The following is a 15,628-nucleotide window of genomic DNA, read 5'->3' as shown; positions in this document are numbered from 1 at the left end:
GCGCGGTAATTGCCGTCGAAACAGACAGGCACGCCGGCGCTTGTCGCCGCGGCGACGGCGGCTTGCGCAAGCGCGACGCCTCCGGGGCCGAGCGCCGGCGTGATGCCCGACAGGTGGAGCAGTCGGGCGCCCTCGAGCGCGGAGGCGAAGTCGAACTGGTCCGCCTTGGAGGTTGCGAACACGGAACCCGCGCGATCGTAAGTGATCGACGAGGGCCTCAGGCCTGCTCCGCTCTCGAGGAAGTAGAGGCCCATGCGGCCGTTTGCGCGGCCCACATGGGCGGTATCGATCCCGGCGGCGGCGAGGGCTGCGCGCGCCTTGTCGCCCAGCGGACTGGACGGCAGGCGCGTCAGCATCTTCACGCCATGGCCCAGCGAGGCGAGCCCCGCCGCGACATTGGCCTCGGCCCCGCCGACGACCATGTCCAGCGCATCGCACTGCACCATCAGCCGAGCACCCGGCGTGGCGAAGCGCAGCAGGACTTCGCCGAAAGTGACGACGTGGCCAGAAGCGCTATCGGTCATCAGCGCGCCAGCCAGCCGCCGTCGACGGCGAGGACCTGACCCGTCACGTAGTCCGATGCCTGCGAGGCGAGGAACACGGCGGCGCCCGCGATATCCTCGGGACGGCCCCAGCGGCCGGTCGGGATGCGCTCGAGGATCTGGCGGTTGCGCGTCTCGTCGGCGGATAGCGCAGCGGTGTTGTTGGTGGTGATATAGCCCGGCGCAATCGCGTTGACCTGCACACCCCTGGGCGCCAGTTCGTTCGCCATCGCCTTGGTGACGCCGGAGACGCCCGACTTCGCCGCCGCATAGCTGGGCACGCGGATGCCGCCCTGGAAGGTCAGCAGCGAGGCGATGTTGACGATCTTGCCGTAGCCACGTTCGGTCATGCCCTTCGCCGCCGCCTGGCTGAGGAAGAACAGGGTCTTGAGGTTGGTGTCTATCACCGCGTCCCAGTCCTCCTCGGAGAACTGCAGCAGGTCGTCGCGGCGGATGATGCCCGCGTTGTTGACGAGGATGTCGACCTTGCCGAGACCCGCCACCGCTTCGTCGATGACGCGCTGGACCGGCTCGATGCTGGACAGGTCGGCCTTGATGTTGACCGCCTTGCGGCCCGTCGCGGCGATCAGCGCCAGCGTTTCGGTCGGCTCCGAGCGGCCTGCCACGGCGACGTCGGCGCCCGCCTCTGCCAGCGCGACGGCGATGGCCTGGCCGATGCCGGTGTTGGCGCCGGTGACGAGCGCGGTCTTGCCCGTCAGGTCGAAGGAAATTGCCATAATACCATCTCGCCACTGCGGACGCCGTCACGCGATACCAGCGTGCGGCGTCCCTGATTATTCGTCGTTGCCTTCGGTGCGGGGCCAGCTCCTACTGGAGCTGGCAGATGTCCAGCACGTTCATGTCGGTGTAGTCGAGGTTCTCGCCGCCCATCGCCCAGATGAACGCATACTTCTTGGTGCCCGAACCCATGTGGATCGACCACGGCGGGCTGATGACGGCCTCTTCGTTGGCGATGACGATGTGACGCATCTGGTCCGGCTCGCCCATGTAGTGGAAGATGCGGTCGTTCTCTTCGGGCAGCTCGAAGTACAGGTAGATTTCCGAGCGGCGGTCGTGGAGGTGCGGCGGCATGGTGTTCCAGACCGAGCCTTCTTCCAGCACGGTCAGGCCGAGCAGCAGCTGCGCGCTCTCGCACACGCCGGGGATCACCAGCTGGTAGATCGTGCGCTGGTTCGAGTTGGCGAGGTCGCCGCGCGCCAGCGGGTTGGCCTGATCGAGCGTGATATGCTTGATCGGCAGCGCCTTGTGAGCGGGAACCGAGGCGATGTAGAAGCGCGCGCCCTCACCCTCGAAGATCACCTCGTTCGTGCCCATGGGGACGTAGAGGCATTCCTTGTTCTTCATCTCGAAGCGCTGGCCGTCGACGGTGATCGCGCCCGGTCCGCCGATGTTGGTGATGCCGGCCTCGCGGCGCTCGAAGAAGGACTTGCCCTCTGCGCTCTTGGGGACGGTCTGCAGCGGCAGGGCAAGCGGCTCAGCGCCCGGAACCGCGCCGCCGATGATGAAGCGCTCGTTGTGCGAGTAGTTGAGGTTGACCTCGCCGGCCTTGAACATGCCGGTGACCAGGTAACGGTCGCGCAGTTCTTCGTTGGAGACACACTCCATCATGTCCGGATGGGTGGCGTGGTACGTCTTGCAGAACACTGTGAACTCTCCCGTTCAGGTCTTGGCGACTTTCGTATCCGCTTTAGGTAACCGGTGTCAACGAGGTTTAAAAGACGCTTCAAAACTCGTCATCCCAGCGAAGGCTGGGACCGCTGGCTGTCTTTAGGCGCGCGTTTGCTGCTGAGGCTTCGACAAGCTCAGCCTGAGCGGGATTTAAAGACCTGCTCTCAATCTGCTCAGGCTGTGCTTGTCGAAGCCCCAGCAGGCATGCGCTGCGAAGGTGGGCATTCAAGGCCACCGGTCCCAGCCTTCGCTGGGATGACGATCCGCCTATGACCGATAGGGCACCGCCGACGCGCGCCGGATCAGGTCCGAGAGGAAGAACGAAGGCTCCGACGCCGCCGAGGCCGGGCGAATCAGCTTCGCCGCCGCCGTGCTCGCCATCGTGCGGATCGGCCAGCGCACCGTCGTCAGCGGCGGCCAGATGTGCGCGGCAGTGGCGGTATCGTCGAAGCCGATGATCGACAGGTCTTCGGGCACGTTCAGCCCCCGCTCGCGCGCGGCGTGGAGGATGCCCGCTGCCATCTCGTCATTGCTGGAGAACACGGCGGTGGGCGGTTCGGCGGCCGACAGCAGCTTCTCGCCCGCCGCCTTGCCCGATTCGAAGCGGTAGGTGCCCCGCGCCGCGATCGCCGGGTCGAGCGTCAGGCCCGCCGCCGCGAGGCCGTCGAGGAAGCCCTGTTCGCGCTCGTTGGCGGAGCGGAAGCCCTCCGGCCCGGCGACAAAGCCGATTCGCGTGTGGCCCAGCTCCACGAGCCAGCCGACCGCCTCGCTCACCGCCTGCCGGTCGTTCGAGGCGACGAGATGTTCGTCGTCGTCGAGCCTCGCCGAGCCCATGCGCACGAGCGTGCAGCCGAGATCGCGGCACAGTTCGGCGAGATCGTCGCGCTCCGACAGCGGTGGCAGGAGCATCACGCCGTAAAGCCGCTGCTGCTCGATGAAGCGGCGGATATCGTCGGCCAGCGTCGGCGAATGGCGGTTCACCGGATGGACGACGAGCGCGAACTCGGTGTCGCGAATGGTGTCGAGAATGCCCTCCTGCACCCCCAGCACCATCTGCGCGTTCGGGTTGTCGTGAATCAGGCCGATCAGGAAATTGCGCCCCATCGCCAGCGCTCGGGCCTGAAGGTTCGGGACGAAACCCAGTTCGGCGATCACCGCCTCCACCTTCTTTCGCGTCGCCTCGCCCAGCAGCGGCGACTTGTTGATGACCCGGCTCACCGTCTTCTTGGACACGCCGGAAATGCGCGCAACGTCGTTGATCGTGGGTTTCTGGCCTTCTGCCATGCGGCGTCCTTATGGTCTTGCGTCGGCGCGTTGGTCGATGGGCCGAATTTTTCCGGCTTGCCTTCAAGCGGGACGAAAGGCAAGATGACACCGGTTACCATTCCATCGCCTGTGCATTTGCATAGGATGGAAAGATGCCGGAACGCTCGCAGGGCGTACCGGCGGGTGACCAATCCGACAGAGCGGACACTCTGTACAGATGGGTCAGGATGGGCGTTTGGATGACACCGGTGTCGCCGGTAATCCAGCGCCGAACTGGCCGAAGCACGGTATTCTTGGGTGTGGGGATTGTTTTGACAGACACGGCAAAGGCAGTCGCCGAAGCATTCGTGACGGCGCGGCGCGAGAAGCGCGCATTGGATTCCTATCCCGGACAAGCCCCCACCGACCTCGGCGGCGGCTATGCGATCCAGGATTTCGCCCTCGCCTTCGACGGGCGCGAGGTCGCCGGCTGGAAGGTCGGCAAGATCAACCCGCCGCTTGACGGACAACTGGGCGCGAACCGTCTGGCCGGGCCGATCTTCACCGACAGCGTGGTGACGGTGGCAGCGGGCGAATCGCCCGAGATGCCCGTCTTCGCCGACGGTTTCGCGGCGGGCGAGGCGGAGTTCCTGCTTCACGTCGCGGCAGGCTGGGACGGCACGGTGCCGCAGGACGACGCGGCCACCCGCGCGGTCCTCGACGCGGTGCACATCGGCATCGAGGTCGCCAGTTCGCCTTACCCGCGCATCAACGCGGACGGGCCGCCGGTGACCGTCTCCGACTACGGCAACAATTACGGCATGGTCATCGGGCCGGTGCTCGAAGGCTGGGAAACGATCGACTTCAACGCGATCACCGTCCGCCTCGACATCGACGGCGAGACGGCGGGCGAGGCCACCACGGCGACAATGCTCGACGGGCCACTGGGCGCGGTGCGCTTCCTGCTCGGCAACCTTGTCGCGCGCGGGATCGACTGCAGCGGCGGCACCTGGGTCTCGACCGGCGCTGTCACCGGGGTTCACGAGGTCGTGCCCGGCCAGCAGGTACTGGCGACTTTCGCGGGCCACGGTACGGTAGCCTGCGGCATCGTCGCGGCAAAACCCGCCTGACAGAACCAATTAGAGCGGCACACGAACAAGACGGTCGCAAGGGAGTAGGGAAATGGATGCAGGAACCGGCGGTACGGTAGGCCAGACGGCAAAAGTCGGGCGCTATCGCTGGGTCGTGGTGGCGCTGCTGTTCGCGGCAACCGCCATCAACTACGTCGACCGTCAGATGATCGGGGTGCTCAAGCCGACGCTGTCGGCGGAGTTCCACTGGTCCGAGTCCGACTTCGCGGGGATCGTGTTCTGGTTCCAGCTGGCCTACGCGGTCGGCTACCTGTCGTTCGGCAAGATCGTCGACACGCTCGGCGCGCGCCTCGGCTACACCGTCGCCATCGTCATCTGGACGGTGAGCCACATGGCGCACGGTTTCGCCACCGGGCTGACCTCGTTCGCGATGGCGCGCTTCGGCCTCGGCGTCGGCGAATCGGGCAACTTCCCGGCCGGTATCCGCGCCGTCACCGACTGGTTCCCGCAGAAGGAGCGCGCCTTCGCGATCGGCGTGTTCAACGCGGGCGCCAACGTCGGCGCGATCGTCACCCCGCTGCTCGTGCCGCTGCTGGTACTGTGGTTCGACTGGCGCATGGCGTTCTTCGTCACCGGCCTGTTCGGCATCATCTGGCTCGCCGTGTGGTGGGCCGTCTACCGCCACCCGGACGAGCATCCGCGCGTCACCGCGGCCGAACTCGCCTACATCAAGCAGGACCCCGCCGACCCGGTCGAGAAGATCGGCTGGAGCCGCCTGCTGGTGGTCAAGGAGACCTGGGCCTATGCGCTGGGCAAGTTCCTGATCGACCCGATCTGGTGGTTCTTCCTGTTCTGGCTGCCCGGCTACCTGTTCGAGCGCTACGACCTCGACCTCAAGACCTTCGGCCTGCCGCTCGCCGCGATCTACCTGATCTCGGACGTGGGCAGCATCGCGGGCGGCTGGATGTCCTCGAAGCTCATCAAGGCGGGGCGCACCCCGAACTTCGCGCGCAAGGCGACGATGCTGCTCTCGGCGCTGTGCGTGCTGCCGATCTGGTTCGTGCAGGGCGTCGACAACGTGTGGGTCGCGGTGCTGGTGATCGGCCTTGCCACGGCGGCGCACCAGGCGTTCTCGGCCAACCTCTACACCCTGCCGTCCGACGTGTTCCCGCGCGGCGCGGTGGGCTCGGTGGTCGGCATCGGCGGTACCGTGGGCGCCTTCGGCGGCATGGGCATGGCGCTGTTCGCGGGCTACATCCTCGACGCCACGCATAGCTACGAGGTGCTCTTCGCGATCTGCGCGAGCGCCTACCTGATCGCGTTGCTGGCGGTCCACGTCCTCAGCCCGCGTCTGGCGCAGGCGCGGGTCTGACCATGGCAATCGACCGCAGGGCTCTGTTCGCCGGAGCCCTCGCGGCTTCGGTGATCCGCACGATACCGGCGACGGGGGCGCAGACGCCCCCGCCGCGTCCGTTTCACGAGACCGGCGAGGTCATCGACCTCTGGCCCGGCACGCCGCCGGGAGCCCCTTCCCCGCTGCCGGTGGAGATCGCCACCGAGCGTTCCGCCAACCCCGCCCAGCCCGACCGCGTGATCGCGGGGATCGCCCGGCCGCGCATCACTGCTTTCCGCCCGAAGTATCCCAACGGCGCGGCGCTGCTGGTAATCCCCGGCGGCGGCTACCGCGAGGAATCATTCGACAAGGGCGGCATCCAGGTCGCGCAGTGGCTGACCGAGCACGGCTACACCGCCTTCGTGCTGACCTACCGCCTGCCCGGCGAGGGCTGGCAGGACCGCTCCAACACCCCGCTCGCAGACGCCCAACGCGCCATGCGGCTGATCCGCGCGAAGGCGGCCGCCTACGGCATCGTGCCCGAGCGGGTGGCGGTGATGGGATCGTCGGCGGGCGGCCACTTGTGCGCCGACCTTGCCAGCCGCTTCGCATTTCCCGCCTACGCGCCGGTGGACGCGGCGGACAGGCTCTCCGCCCGGCCGTTCTGCGCCGCGCCGCTCTATCCGGTGGTGAGCATGGACCGCGCCATCGCCCATGCCGGATCGCGCGAGAAGCTGCTCGGCCCGAACCCGACGCCCGCCGTCGAGGCGGCGCGTTCGGTGGATCGCAACGTGACGCCCGAAAGCCCGCCGCACTTCGTCGTCCATGCCGAGGATGACGCCACGGTGCCCGTCGAGAACTCGCTGCGCCTGCGCGCGGCGCTGAGAAAGGCGGGGGTGAGCGTGGACCTGCACCTCTTCGCCGAGGGCGGGCACGGGTTCAACTTGTGGAACATCGCGGGCAAGCCGGTGGCCGCATGGCCGGGCCTCTGGCTCGACTGGGCGAGCCGCGTGGGGCTCGGCTGACGTCGTCCCGGGCTCGACCCGGGACCGCTGACCGTGACCGGCCCACCTTTCGTGGGAACGCCCTGCGCGCGAGCACGCGCCTGAAACGTGGTCGTATTTGACTGAAGCACCATTCGTCATCCCGCGATGGTGGGGACCCATCTGATGTCCGTGCAACAGGCGCCGTCAGGAGATGGGTTCCCGCCTTCGCGGGAATGACAATGATACCGTCAAAGTTGATCACCCCCTCGGGGCGCGCTGCTTGCGAAGCAAGGTGGGCTGGTCACGGCCAGCGGTCCCGGATCAAGTCCGGGACGACGTACGCGCCCTCCTCTCTTGCACATCTCATCGACAGAGCTGCACAATCCATCTCCGATTGATCGCCTGAACCGATGAGCCCAATCGGATCATCGTGCTTACAATCGTCACACCCCCGGCCTATCTGAGCTTCACCAGTTTCAACCACCCAACTGAGGGAACTACATCCATGGGTATCGTCGGCAGCACCATCAAGCCGTTCAAGAACACCGCCTTCCAGGCCGGTAAGGACTTCTTCGACGTCACCGAAGGCGACATCGCGGGCAAGTGGGCCGTGTTCTTCTTCTACCCGGCGGACTTCACCTTCGTGTGCCCGACCGAGCTGGAAGACCTCGCGGGCGAATACGCAACGCTTCAGGGCCTGGGCGTCGAAGTGTTCGGCGTTTCGACCGACACGCACTTCAGCCACAAGGCATGGCACGACACCTCGGACGCCATCGGCAAGTGCACCTACGCCTTCCTCGGCGACCAGAACCACAACCTTGCCAACAACTTCGGCGTGCTGCGCGAAGGCGTCGGCCTGGCTGATCGCGCGACCTTCGTGGTCGATCCGGACGGCGTGATCCAGCTGGTCGAAATCACCCCCGAGGGCGTGGGCCGCAACGCCAAGGAACTGGTCCGCAAGATCAAGGCCGCCAAGTACTGGCGCGAGCACCCCGGCCAGGTCTGCCCGGCCAAGTGGGAAGAAGGCGAAGCCACGCTGGCTCCCTCGCTCGACCTCGTCGGCAAGATCTAAGACCCCTGCAAATCCTCCCCGTGGCCGCAGGCCATGGAGAGGTAGCAGCCCCGCAAGGGGCTGACGGAGGGGGCGGGCCGCAGGGCCGCAGACGTCGCATTGCAGACGGGACCGCCCCGCCCCCCTCCACCATCCTTCGGATGGTCCCCCTCCCCGCTTCGCAGGGAGGATTCCCAACAAAGGAAACCTGACTCATGCTCGACGCCAACCTGAAGCAACAGCTCTCGCAATATCTCGGCATGCTGCGCGAGCCGATCGAGCTCGTCGCCTCCCTTGGCGATGACGCAAAGTCCACCGAGACCCGCGAGCTGCTGACCACCATCGCCTCGCTCTCGGACAAGGTCACCGCCACTTTCGACGGCGACGATGCGCGCCGCCCCAGCTTCATCATCCGCCGCGCCAGCGACGCCAGCGCCTGGGTACGTTTCGCCGGACTGCCGCTCGGCCATGAATTCACCTCGCTCGTCCTTGCCCTGCTGTGGACCGGCGGCCACCCGCCCAAGGTCTCGGACGAAGTTCTGGAGCAGGCCAAGGCCCTCGAAGGCTCGCTGACGTTCGAGATGTACTTCTCGCTCTCGTGCCACAACTGCCCCGACGTGGTGCAGGCGCTGACGCTGATCGCGCTCAACAACCCGCACGCCGACGTGACCCTGATCGAAGGCGGCACGTTCCAGGCGGAGGTCGAGGAGCGCGGCGTGATGGCCGTGCCCGCCGTCTTCCTGAACGGCGCGATGTGGGGTTCGGGCAAGATGAGCATCGAGGAAATCCTCGGCAAGCTCGACACCGGCGCCGACGCCAAGGCCGCCGCCAAGCTGGCCGAGAAGAAGCCTTTCGAGGTGCTCGTCGTCGGCGGTGGTCCCGCTGGTGCCGCAGCCTCGGTCTACACCGCGCGCAAGGGCTTCAGCACCGGTATCGCGGCCGAGCGCTTCGGCGGTCAGGTGCAGGACACCATGGGTATCGAGAACTTCATCTCGGTTCCCTACACCGAGGGCCCGAAGCTCGCCGCCGCGCTGGAATCGCACGTCGCTGAATACGACATCGACGTGATGAACCTGCAGCGCGCCGAAAAGCTGATCCCGGCGACGGAACTCGGCGGCTATCACGAAGTCGTGTTCGCCAACGGCGCTTCGCTGAAAGCCCGCTCGGTGGTGCTGACCACCGGCGCGCGCTGGCGGAACCTCGGCGTGCCCGGCGAGGCCGAGTACAAGAACAAGGGCGTGGCCTATTGCCCGCACTGCGACGGCCCGCTGTTCAAAGGCAAGCGCGTGGCGGTGATCGGCGGCGGCAACTCGGGCGTCGAGGCGGCGATCGACCTTGCCAACATCGTTGGCCACGTGACGCTGATCGAATTCGACGCCAAGCTGCGCGCCGACCAGGTTCTGGTCGACAAGCTGAAGTCGATGAAGAACGTCGATATCTTCACCAGCGCCCAGACCACCGAGGTCGAAGGCGACGGCGAGAAGGTCAACGCGCTGGTCTACAAGGACCGTAATTCGGGCGAAGAGCGCAAGGTCGAGCTGGAAGGCGTGTTCGTCCAGATCGGGCTGGTGCCCAACACCGAATGGCTGAAGGACTCCGGCGTGGAACTGACGGCGCGCGGCGAGATCGTGATCGACGAGAAGGCCGCCACCAACCTGCCCGGCGTGTTCGCGGCGGGAGACGTGACCACGGTGCCTTACAAGCAGATCATCATCGCCATGGGCGAAGGGTCGAAGGCGGCGCTGTCCGCATTCGATTACCTGATCCGCAACGAGGCTCCCGAGGAGATCGCGCAGGCGGCTCAGCAGGCGGCCTGAGCTTCAGCGTTCCAACGAGAGGCGGGCGGGGATCGCGAGATTCCCGCCCGTTTTTCGTGTGCGGATGGGGCTTCGACAAGCTCAGCCTGAGCGGTTTTAGAGGTGTTCTCTCCATTCCGCTCAGGCTGAGCTTGTCGAAGCCCCCGCAGTGCTCATCGTCGTCCCGGACTTGCTCCGGGACCGCTGGCATATCTTGAGGCGATAGCTCGCAGGCGCGCGCTGCAACATGGGCCGTTCACGGCCAGCGGTCCCGGAGTAAGTCCGGGACGACGAAAGCGCCCAAGGCAGTTTGAACGAAGCCTCACCCCACCCCGTCGATATGCCGCTTCAGCCCCGCCTCCCACATCGCGATACGCCCCGAGCGCACCGCCCCGTCCATATCCGGCGCGAACCGCTTCGACGCGCTGCCCATCGCCACCGCGTCCTCCAGCGAGGCATGGAGGCCAACCCCGACCCCCGCCAGCATCGCCGCGCCCAGAGCGGTCGTCTCGATATCCGCAGGCCGCTCCACGGGCAGCGCGAGCACGTCGGCCAGATCCTGCGCCATCCAGTCGTTGGCGCTCATCCCGCCGTCGATGCGCAGCGAGGTCCACGCCGCGCCGTCGGCGGCGAAAGCGGCCTGCAGATCGTGGCACTGGTGCGCCATCGATTCCATCGCCGCGCGCACGATATGCGCCCGGCTGGTCCCTTGCGTGAGCCCGGTGACGACGCCCTTGGCATCCGGCTGCCAGTGCGGCGCGCCCAGCCCCGCCAGCGCGGGCAGGAACAGCACCCCGCCATTGTCCGCCACCGCGCGCGCCAGCGTCTCGCTTTCCGCCGCCGTTCGGATCACGCCGAGTTCGTCACGCAGCCACTTGATGAGGCTCCCCGCCACGAAGATCGAGCCTTCCAGCGCATATGTCCGCCGCCCGCCCTGCTGGCACAGCACCGTGCCGAGCAGCCGATGCGAGGAACGCGGCAGGGTCTCGCCCATGTTGGTGAGGATGAAGGCCCCGGTGCCGAAAGTGGCCTTGGTCTGACCCGCCTTGAGGCAGTGCTGGCCGATCGTCGCCGCCTGCTGGTCGCCCGCAAGCCCGCTGATCGGGATCGGCGCGCCGAGCAGTTCGGGATCGCAAGTGCCCACCGTCCCCGCCGTATCGACGATCCGGCCCAGCGCGCTGCGCGGCACCCCGAACAGGCCGAGCAGGTCGTCGTCCCAGTCCGCGCCGTCCAGCGCCATCAACTGCGTACGGCTGGCGTTGCTGGCATCGGTGACCTGCAAGCCCCCGGTCAGCTTCCAGACCAGCCAGCTCTCCACCGTCCCCAGCGCCAGCCGCTCGCCGAGCGCACGCGCCTCGGGCACGTTGTCGAGCACCCAGCGCATCTTGGTCCCGGAGAAGTACGGATCGACGACAAGGCCCGTCCGCTCCTGCAGCATCGCCTCATGCCCGCCATCGCGCAGCGTAGCACACATCTCGGCGGTGCGGCGGTCCTGCCAGACGATGGCGCGGGTGATCGGCTCGCCGGTCTGGCGATCCCAGGCCACCACCGTCTCGCGCTGGTTGGTTATGCCGAGCGCGGCGATGCGGTCCGCGCCGCCGACCTTGCCGATGACCTCGCGCGCGCAGGCGAGGGTCTTGTCCCATATCTCGGCGGCATCGTGCTCGACGCGGCCGGGGGCGGGATAATGCTGTGTCAGTTCCTGCTGCGCGACGTGCAGGACCCTGCCGTCCGCGCCGTAGACGATCGCCCGCGTCGAGGTGGTCCCTTCGTCGAGGACCAGAATGTGTTCGCCGTTCACTTGCTCACTCACCCATGTATGTTTGCAGTCGCGCGGCTTGTGCCGCGTCGAGCCGGAGGCCCAGCTTCGTGCGGCGCCACAGCACGTCCTCGGCCGTCCGCGCCCATTCGTTGGCCTTGAGGTAATCGACCTCCGCCCCGGTCAGGCCGTGGCCGAAGTCCTCGCCCGGGTCCACCGCCAGCCATTCCCGCGCCTTCGTGCCATAGGCCCGCGCCACGCGGTCCAGCGTCGCCGCATCGAGGCGCGGGTATTCGCGCGCGAGGTCGGCCTTCAGCGCATCGATCGCACCCATCGCGAAATCGCCGCCGGGGAGCGGCGCGGTGGCGGTCCAGTCCTTGCCGGAGAGCGCCGGGACCAGCGGCTGCAGCTTCTCCACCGCATCCTTGGCGAGATGACGATAGGTCGTGATCTTGCCGCCGAACACCGAGAGGAACGGCGCACCGCCCTCCCCGTCCAGATCAAGGTCGAAGTCGTAGCCGCGCGTCGCCGCCTCGGGCTTGCCGGAGCCGTCGTCCACCAGCGGGCGCACGCCGGAATAAGTCCACACCACATCGGCCGGGGTGATCGACTTGGCGAAGTAGGCATTGGCCGCCTCGCACAAGTAGGCGATTTCCTCCTCGCTCGCCTTCACCTCGCTCAGCGGGCCGGTGTGGTCGCGGTCGGTGGTGCCGATCAGGGTGAAGTCGTGCTGGTAGGGGATCGCGAAGAAGATGCGCCCGTCGGGGATCTGGAAGAAGTAGGCGTAAGGATGCTCGAAAAGTCGCGGCACGACGATGTGCGAGCCGCGCACCAGCCGCATCGCGCGCTTGGTGCGCTCACCGGCGCGGCCGACGAGGTCGAGCACCGATGGCCCCGCCGCGTTCACCACCGCCTTCGCGCGGAACGTGCCGCCGGACGTGTGGATGGTCCAGACGCCGCCCTCGCGCTCCAGCTTCTCCACGCCAGTGCGGGTCAGGATCGTCGCGCCCCGGTCCGCCGCGTCGCGGGCGTTCAGGACCACCAGCCGCGCATCGTCCACCCAGCCGTCGGAATAGACGAAAGCCTTGCCGAACCCCGGCTTGAGCGGTTTGCCCGCCGGGTGCCGGTGCAGGTCGATGCTCTCGGTCGCGGGCAGCGCCTTGCGGCCGCCGATGTGGTCGTAGAGGAACAGGCCGAGGCGCAGCAGCCAGCGCGGGCGCAGTCCCTTCACATGCGGCAGCACGAAGCGCATCGGGTGGATGATGTGCGGGGCGATCCGCCACAACCGCTCCCGCTCGGTCAGCGCCTCGCGCACGAGGGCGAACTCGTAGTGCTCCAGATAGCGGAGGCCCCCGTGGATCAGCTTGGTCGAGGCGGACGAGGTGCCGCCCGCCAGATCGCCCTGCTCCAGCACCAGCACCTTGGCGCCCCGCCCGGCGGCATCGCGCGCGATGCCGCAGCCGTTCACGCCGCCGCCAATGATCGCGATGTCGTAGATTTCGGTCATTAAAAGCTCACAAGATCATCATGCTGAAGGCCATGGCGACCACCAGCGAAGCCAAAGTCGCCGCCACCACCGGCATCGCCGCGCGCCAGCCCATCTGCATCACCAGATCGAGGCGCGAGCGCATCGCAGTGGCCGTCACCGCCAGCAGCAGCAGCGTCTTCGACAGCGTCAGGTTCAGGTGGACCACGAAAGCCGGGATCGTCACCAGCGAATTGAGCACCACCACCGCCAGAAACAGGGTAATGAACCAGGGCATCGCAAGTTTCCGGATCCAGTGGCGCTCCCCGGCATCCTCGTCCGTGTACATCAGCGAGACGACCGCGACGATCGGCGCCAGCAGCGCCACGCGGGAGAGCTTGACGATGGTGGCGTAGCTGCCCGCGATGTCCGAATAGGCATAGCCGCCGCCGATCGCCTGCGCGACGTCGTGAATCGAGGCGCCGATCAGGAACCCCGCCTGCCGGTCGTCGAGGTGCATCAGCCCTGCGAGCGGCGGATAGAACGACATGGCGATCGCGCTCGCCATCGAGATCACCACCAAGGTCAGCGCGAACTGCGCCTGGCTGATCCGCTTCGCCCCCAGAACGCCGAACAGCGCCAGCGCGGCGGAAGCCCCGCAGATCGCCGTCGCGCCGCCTGCAAGGATGCCGATCGCGGTCGAGGCGCCGGTCGCCCGCGCCACCAGCAGCGCCGCACCCATTGCGGCGGCCATCACCATCAGCAGCGCCAGGAATGGCACCGGGCCGAGCGCCACGATCTGCGCCAGCGTCACTTGCGTGCCGAGCACGACGATGCCCCAGCGCAGGCAGGCCTTGGAGGCGAAATCGAGCCCCGGATGCGTGCGCTTCTCGCTGGTCACGAAGTTCAAGGCGAGGCCGATCAGCAGGCCCATCAGGATGATCGGCGCGCCGTAGTGCTCGGAAAGCCAGGCGGCGGCGATGCTGGCGATGCCGCAGATGGCGAGGCCCGGCCAGAGCGTCTTCCATATCTCGATACGGCTCGGCTTCGCGGCGGGGCCGTCCAGCTGGGCGAGGAACATCTCGCCGTAAAGGTCGCCTGCGTGTTCTGCGCTCACTGATCCCCGTCCTTTCGCCGCATCTCTCATTTGACGAAGATGCTTGCTTCTTGTTTGGCGCATCTTCGATGAAGATGCTTGCCGTATGTCCTACGTTGTCATATCCATCCTTATGACCACCCACGCAGCGGAGCAAGAGCTTTGCGCGAGGGGGCAGGAAGAATTGCCGCCGACGAAACGGCGGGATAGGGGAGAGCGAGAATGACCATCCATCAACAGACGGCCGTGCCCGAGCACGCCCCTCCCCCGGCGCCCGACTCCGGCCGCGCCGCTATCCGCGCGCAGAACATATTGATTGCGCTGATCTTTTTCGCGACGGCGCTGAACTACGTCGACCGGCAGGTGCTGGCGCTGCTCAAGCCGATGCTGGAAGCGGAGTTCCACTGGGACGACCAGCAGTTCGCGCATCTCGGCTCGATCTTCCAGCTGGCGGCGGCGGCTTCGCTGCTCGGCGTGGGCTGGTTCGTCGACCGCTTCGGCGTGCGCTTCGCGTACGGTTTCGCCGTGGCCTTGTGGAGCCTTGCGGGGATGGCCCATGCGCTGGCCGCCAGCGTGCAGCAATTCGTGATCGCCCGTGCCGTGCTGGCGACCGCCGAATCGGTCAACACCCCCGCCGCGATGAAGACCGCGGCGATCTACCTGCCCGCCGCGCGCCGCTCGGTCGGCATCGGCATCATCAACACCGCGCCCAACATCGGCGCGATCCTCACCCCGCTCATCATCCCGCCTTTCGCGATGGCGTTCGGATGGAAGGCCGCGTTCCTCGTCACCGGCGGGCTGGGCCTTGTGTGGCTGGCCTTGTGGAAGCTCAACACCGCGAAGCTGACGCCCATCGCGGGACAGGCCGCGACGACACGCGGCAAGGTCGAATGGGGCGCGATCCTGTCCGACCGCCGCAGTTGGACGGTCATCGGGGCCAAGGCCTTCACCGATCTCGTCTGGTGGTTCGTGCTGTTCTGGACGCCCGATTTCTTCGCGCGCCAGTTCAATCTCAGCCAGGGCGAGCTGGGCTGGCCGATCGCGGTGATCTTCATCCTCGCGGCGCTCGGCGCGGTATCCTCGGGCGCGCTTTACCCGGCACTGCTGCTGCGCGGGGTCTCGATGAACCTCGCGCGCAAGGGCTCGATGCTGGCTTATGCCCTCGTCGTGCTGGTGATGCCGCTGGCGCTGCTGGCGAGTAATCCGTGGGTGGCGGCCGTGTGCATCGGCCTCGGCCTGTTCGCGCATCAGGGCTTCTCCACCAACATCTTCGGCATGGCGACCGAGATCATCCCGGCGCGCCGCATGGCCACCGTCATCGCGCTGGGCGCGGTGGCGGGGAACCTGACCGGGACCGGGATCATCGAGTTCGCGGGCTGGTCGCTGAAATCGGGCCTCGGCTACGGCCCGCTGTTCGTGGTGTGCGGCGCGGCCTATCTGGTGGCGACGGCCTACATCCACCTGATGCAGCCGAAGCTGGCGGCGGCCGAAGGTTGACGTCGTCCCGGCGAAGGCCGGGATCGCTGGCAGTGCTTGAGGCGATCGCTTTCGTTGGGGCGCCCTGACGCGAGGTGG

13 protein-coding genes are annotated in these 15,628 nt (G+C 67.2%); 6 read left to right on the top strand and 7 right to left on the bottom strand.

All coding sequences use genetic code 11. The features are described from left to right. The 4 genes from LH128_RS21250 to LH128_RS21235 all read right to left on the bottom strand — a co-directional run. On the bottom strand, nt 1-524 hold a 524-nt coding region (locus LH128_RS21250; protein WP_008831746.1), incomplete at its 3' end, for a PfkB family carbohydrate kinase. Then, nucleotides 524-1,279, bottom strand: coding sequence for a 2-dehydro-3-deoxy-D-gluconate 5-dehydrogenase KduD (kduD, locus tag LH128_RS21245; protein WP_008831745.1), 756 nt, complete (start codon nt 1,277-1,279; stop codon nt 524-526). The genes LH128_RS21250 and kduD, both read right to left, overlap by 1 nt. Before the next feature lie 91 nt (nt 1,280-1,370). Further along, on the bottom strand, nt 1,371-2,207 hold the full coding sequence (gene kduI, locus LH128_RS21240) for a 5-dehydro-4-deoxy-D-glucuronate isomerase (protein WP_008831744.1): 837 nt from the start codon (nt 2,205-2,207) through the stop codon (nt 1,371-1,373). Between the two features lie 291 nt (nt 2,208-2,498). Beyond that, nucleotides 2,499-3,515 (bottom strand): LacI family DNA-binding transcriptional regulator, encoded by a 1,017-nt coding sequence (locus LH128_RS21235; protein WP_008831743.1) that lies wholly within the window; start codon nt 3,513-3,515, stop codon nt 2,499-2,501. 293 nt (nt 3,516-3,808) lie between these two features. On the opposite strand from LH128_RS21235, the gene LH128_RS21230 reads away from it, so the two are divergent. The 5 genes from LH128_RS21230 (at nt 3,809) to ahpF (ending at nt 9,754) form a co-directional block, all read left to right on the top strand. Beyond that, a complete protein-coding gene (locus tag LH128_RS21230; protein WP_008831742.1) occupies nt 3,809-4,606 on the top strand; it encodes a 2-keto-4-pentenoate hydratase in 798 nt (265 codons plus the stop codon). 52 nt (nt 4,607-4,658) lie between these two features. Continuing rightward, complete coding sequence (locus LH128_RS21225; RefSeq protein WP_008831741.1) at nt 4,659-5,939, top strand: MFS transporter; 1,281 nt, start codon at nt 4,659-4,661, stop codon at nt 5,937-5,939. A gap of 2 nt (nt 5,940-5,941) precedes the next feature. After that, the gene (locus LH128_RS21220; protein WP_008831740.1) at nt 5,942-6,925 is read left to right on the top strand and encodes an alpha/beta hydrolase; all 984 of its coding nucleotides are present in this window, start codon (nt 5,942-5,944) and stop codon (nt 6,923-6,925) included. Between the two features lie 466 nt (nt 6,926-7,391). Next, the gene (ahpC, locus tag LH128_RS21215) at nt 7,392-7,958 is read left to right on the top strand and encodes an alkyl hydroperoxide reductase subunit C (protein ID WP_008831739.1); all 567 of its coding nucleotides are present in this window, start codon (nt 7,392-7,394) and stop codon (nt 7,956-7,958) included. Between the two features lie 194 nt (nt 7,959-8,152). Further along, nucleotides 8,153-9,754 (top strand): alkyl hydroperoxide reductase subunit F, encoded by a 1,602-nt coding sequence (gene ahpF / locus LH128_RS21210; protein WP_008831738.1) that lies wholly within the window; start codon nt 8,153-8,155, stop codon nt 9,752-9,754. Between the two features lie 301 nt (nt 9,755-10,055). On the opposite strand, the gene LH128_RS21205 is transcribed toward ahpF, so the two are convergent. Genes LH128_RS21205 through LH128_RS21195 form a run of 3 tightly spaced genes read right to left on the bottom strand, consistent with a single transcriptional unit; the run spans nt 10,056 to nt 14,074 of the window. After that, on the bottom strand, nt 10,056-11,534 hold the full coding sequence (locus LH128_RS21205; protein ID WP_008831737.1) for an FGGY family carbohydrate kinase: 1,479 nt from the start codon (nt 11,532-11,534) through the stop codon (nt 10,056-10,058). A 4-nt stretch (nt 11,535-11,538) separates the two neighbouring features. Next, nucleotides 11,539-12,999: a glycerol-3-phosphate dehydrogenase gene (locus LH128_RS21200; protein ID WP_008831736.1), complete on the bottom strand. Its 1,461-nt coding sequence runs from the start codon at nt 12,997-12,999 to the stop codon at nt 11,539-11,541. Nucleotides 13,000-13,006: 7 nt separating this feature from the next. Then, entirely contained in the window at nt 13,007-14,074 is a 1,068-nt protein-coding gene (locus LH128_RS21195) for a YeiH family protein (protein ID WP_008831735.1), read from the bottom strand. 201 nt (nt 14,075-14,275) lie between these two features. On the opposite strand from LH128_RS21195, the gene LH128_RS21190 reads away from it, so the two are divergent. Further along, nucleotides 14,276-15,550 (top strand): MFS transporter, encoded by a 1,275-nt coding sequence (locus LH128_RS21190; protein ID WP_008831734.1) that lies wholly within the window; start codon nt 14,276-14,278, stop codon nt 15,548-15,550. Nucleotides 15,551-15,628 lie beyond the last annotated feature (78 nt).

Source organism: Sphingomonas sp. LH128 (assembly GCF_000293195.2).
GTDB lineage: Bacteria > Pseudomonadota > Alphaproteobacteria > Sphingomonadales > Sphingomonadaceae > Novosphingobium > Novosphingobium resinovorum_A.
Note: the sequence above shows the minus strand (reverse complement) of the source record. Positions and strands in the feature narration are given on the sequence as shown.

What these genes read in the sequence shown, in the direction of transcription:
- kduD (WP_008831745.1), bottom strand. Translation starts at nt 1,279, where the DNA reads ATGGCAATTTCCTTCGACCTGACGGGCAAGACCGCGCTCGTCACCGGC.
- LH128_RS21235 (WP_008831743.1), bottom strand. Translation starts at nt 3,515, where the DNA reads ATGGCAGAAGGCCAGAAACCCACGATCAACGACGTTGCGCGCATTTCC.
- LH128_RS21225 (WP_008831741.1), top strand. Translation starts at nt 4,659, where the DNA reads ATGGATGCAGGAACCGGCGGTACGGTAGGCCAGACGGCAAAAGTCGGG.
- LH128_RS21220 (WP_008831740.1), top strand. Translation starts at nt 5,942, where the DNA reads ATGGCAATCGACCGCAGGGCTCTGTTCGCCGGAGCCCTCGCGGCTTCG.
- ahpC (WP_008831739.1), top strand. Translation starts at nt 7,392, where the DNA reads ATGGGTATCGTCGGCAGCACCATCAAGCCGTTCAAGAACACCGCCTTC.
- ahpF (WP_008831738.1), top strand. Translation starts at nt 8,153, where the DNA reads ATGCTCGACGCCAACCTGAAGCAACAGCTCTCGCAATATCTCGGCATG.
- LH128_RS21200 (WP_008831736.1), bottom strand. Translation starts at nt 12,999, where the DNA reads ATGACCGAAATCTACGACATCGCGATCATTGGCGGCGGCGTGAACGGC.
- LH128_RS21190 (WP_008831734.1), top strand. Translation starts at nt 14,276, where the DNA reads ATGACCATCCATCAACAGACGGCCGTGCCCGAGCACGCCCCTCCCCCG.